General features: G+C 33.2%; 1 protein-coding gene and 1 pseudogene. Both read right to left on the minus strand.

The genetic code is table 11. From position 1 onward, the window contains the following. Positions 1-75: 75 nt before the first annotated feature. Positions 76-1,236: pseudogene (locus AC5LAX_RS06025) on the minus strand (alpha-glucoside-specific PTS transporter subunit IIBC); the annotation flags it as partial. 155 nt (positions 1,237-1,391) lie between these two features. After that, positions 1,392-2,723: a 6-phospho-alpha-glucosidase gene (locus AC5LAX_RS06030; RefSeq protein ID WP_008537412.1), complete on the minus strand. Its 1,332-nt coding sequence runs from the start codon at positions 2,721-2,723 to the stop codon at positions 1,392-1,394. Positions 2,724-3,283 lie beyond the last annotated feature (560 nt).

Genomic DNA, 3,283 nt, shown 5'->3' on the forward strand with positions numbered 1-3,283 from the left:
AAAACATATATCCAGTCAATCTCCTAAGGAGCAATTCATCTCACTACCTTAGAGGTAGGAGACTTCTTGCTCAGTATGGTTAAATAATGGAATCCAATCCTGGAATAAAGCACAGTCTAATATACCGCCACCAAAGTTACCAGTTACACCAAAGAAATACATAGTAGCTGCTAAAGTACCAGCTAAAAGTGCATGAATTAAGAATAATACTGGAGCAATGAATAAGAAAGTAAATTCAAGTGGTTCAGTGATACCACAAAGTACGGCAGTGATTACTGCTGGAATTAAAATTGCTGCAACTTTTTTACGACGTTCAGGTTTAGCTGTGAAATAAATAGCAAGTGCGATACCTGGACAACCGAAGATTTTACTCATACCGTGAAGTGCAAATCCACCTTGAGGGAATAATTCAATAAGAGGTTTTGTAGATTGAGCAAATTCTTGAATATGTTGAAGCCAATAAGCCTGTATACCACCATCAACAACAGCTGGACCAAAAATAAATGGAATATAAATGAAGTGATGTAATCCTGTTGGAATTAAAATACGTTCTAAGAAAGTATAAAGCCATACACCAAATACACCAGCAGAAGTCAAGAAATATTGAAGTGAAGCAATACCTGCTTGGAATTGTGGCCAAATCAAACAAAATAGATAAGCTACAGGTAACATTAAAACGAAACCAGCAACAACTACTAAGGAAGAGCCTTTAAATAAGCCTAAATAATCTGGTAAGTTTACATCAAATAATTTTCCATGTAAATATACAGCTAATGAAGCAATTACGATAGCACCAATCATACCAGTATCTAAAGTTTTAATATTAGCTACCATAGCAAGACCACTACCTGCTACTGCTTCTTTAGAAAAATCTACGCCAAAACTTGGACCCCATAAAGTCAACATTGCTTGTACAAAATAGTTGAAAATAATATATATCAAAAATGCTTCCATACATGCACGAGCATTATTTTTCTTCGCAAGCCCAATTGGTAAACCAATTACAAATAATAATGGTAATTGATTAAATACTGTCCATGCACCTTGTTCAATAATATACCAAAAATTATACCAAGCAGTGCCTTTTTCAGCTATAGAACCTAATATCATTGGATTTTTACACAAAATTGACAATGCTACAATGATACCAAAAACCCCAAACATTAATACTGGTGTAAACATTGCACCGCCAAAACGTTGAACTTTTTGCATTACAACATCCTTATTAAATGCCATTTCTCTCGCCAGCCTTTCTTTGCTCTCTTATTTAATTAATATTACTATTTATGTAAACCTTCTGAATACTTTATTCAAAAATCAAGGCACAAAGTAATATGCTCTGTGCCTTGAAATTTTAGTAATACAATTCTCTTAATATATATTTCTCTTTATTATTTTAATTCAGGCCAATAATCTTTATTTGCTTCAATTAAATCATCTAAAATAGCTTTTGCTACAGATGCACTTGGTACTGTTTTAGATAAAGTGAGTGCTTGCCATAATTTCTGATAGCTACCTGTAATCCATGCTTCTACAACAAGTTTTTCTACAGATACTTGCTGTTCCATCAAACCTTTTTGGAACTGAGGAATCTTACCGATGCAAACTTTTTCATAACCATTAGAACCAACGATACAAGGAATTTCTACCATAGCTGTTGGATCAAAATTAGAAATAGCACCATCATTTGGTACGATTAAAAGCATACGAGCTTTTTTGTTGAAAGCAATAGCTTCTGCAAGGTCTACGATATAGCTTGCATGGTCATCACTTTGGAATTTACAATCAACAGCTGTACCTTTTTCTACAATTTCTTTAGCTGCTGCAAATACATTTTTTTCACGATGTTCCATAACTTCATTTGCACGAGTATGGTCTGGATGTTGATTGTCATGATTAAATACATAATCAGAGAATAAGTAATATTTTAAATATGTGTTTGGTAATGTATCTGGGTCAACAGCATAAACATCTTTAGCTTTGCCAAAAGTATCATTCCAGCTAGCTTCATCATTATGAGCTTCTGGATTTACAATATAACCATATTTAGCAACATGTTCTTTGATACGTGGCATTAAATCATTACCATCTTTATCGCGGATATCACACCACCAACCAAAATGATTGAGTCCATAATAGCGAACAGTCATGTCTTTTCTGCCACCTGGAAGACCTAAAATTTCAGCCATTCTGTCTTCAATACCTACTGGCATATCGCAGATGTTGATGATTTTAGAATTTGGACGAAGTCTTCTAGTTGCTTCAGCTACGATAGCTGCTGGGTTAGAGTAGTTGAGCATCCAAGCATTTGGAGAATATTTTTCCATATAATCTAAGATTTCAATAACTCCACCGATAGAACGCATACCATAAGCAATTCCACCAGGGCCACAAGTTTCTTGACCAAATACACCATGTTTCATTGGAATTTTTTCATCTTTTTCACGCATTGCATATTTACCAACGCGAATGTGAGCCATTACAAAATCTATATCAGTGAATGCTTCTTTTGGATCTGTTGTATAAGAAAATGCAATTTCAGGTGCACGTTCTTTTAATAAGATTTCACATGCTTTAGCAATTTTTTCCTGACGTTCTGCATCATTATCATAAAATTTAATCTGACGAAGTGGGAAACGATCTGCATGATCTAAAAGCATCATTACAATACCTGGTGTAAAAGTACTTCCGCCACCTGCAATTACAATTGAAGATTTTTTCATAATTAAAACCCCTTTTCTTTAATCATAAATTTCATTTATGTATTAGTTTTTGTTTTTTATCAACCTCATGGCTATATAATAATCTAATACATTCATAAATTCAATAGTTTCAAGGGTTTTAGGGTTTTGTTACCTTCACTTGCACTTTATCACAGCCTATGTGATATATCACATCACTATTAAAACACTATATATACTATAAATACTAATACTTTTATAATTCTCAAAAACTAATATAAATATTTACCAAATGACTTTATCACATAAAAAAATCAGCCTCAAATATCTTTAACAATATTTTCAGCTGATAATTTATATCATATTTTTTACTCATCTACTGTCAATGTATTTTGACAAATGCGATGTAATAATTTAAATAATGCATATCTTTCTTCTGCCGTTAAGCCCTTCAATGCTTTTACACGATGTTTTGTTACTCGTTTTTCTAAAAAATCATAAAGCTCTATCGCATGTTCATTGACATACTCCCCATGCCTAAAGGCAGGGGATTCTTGGATACAAACGATACTTGCCTACTAAAATAGCAGGTCTTACTATAT

The organism is Megamonas sp. (assembly GCF_986095205.1).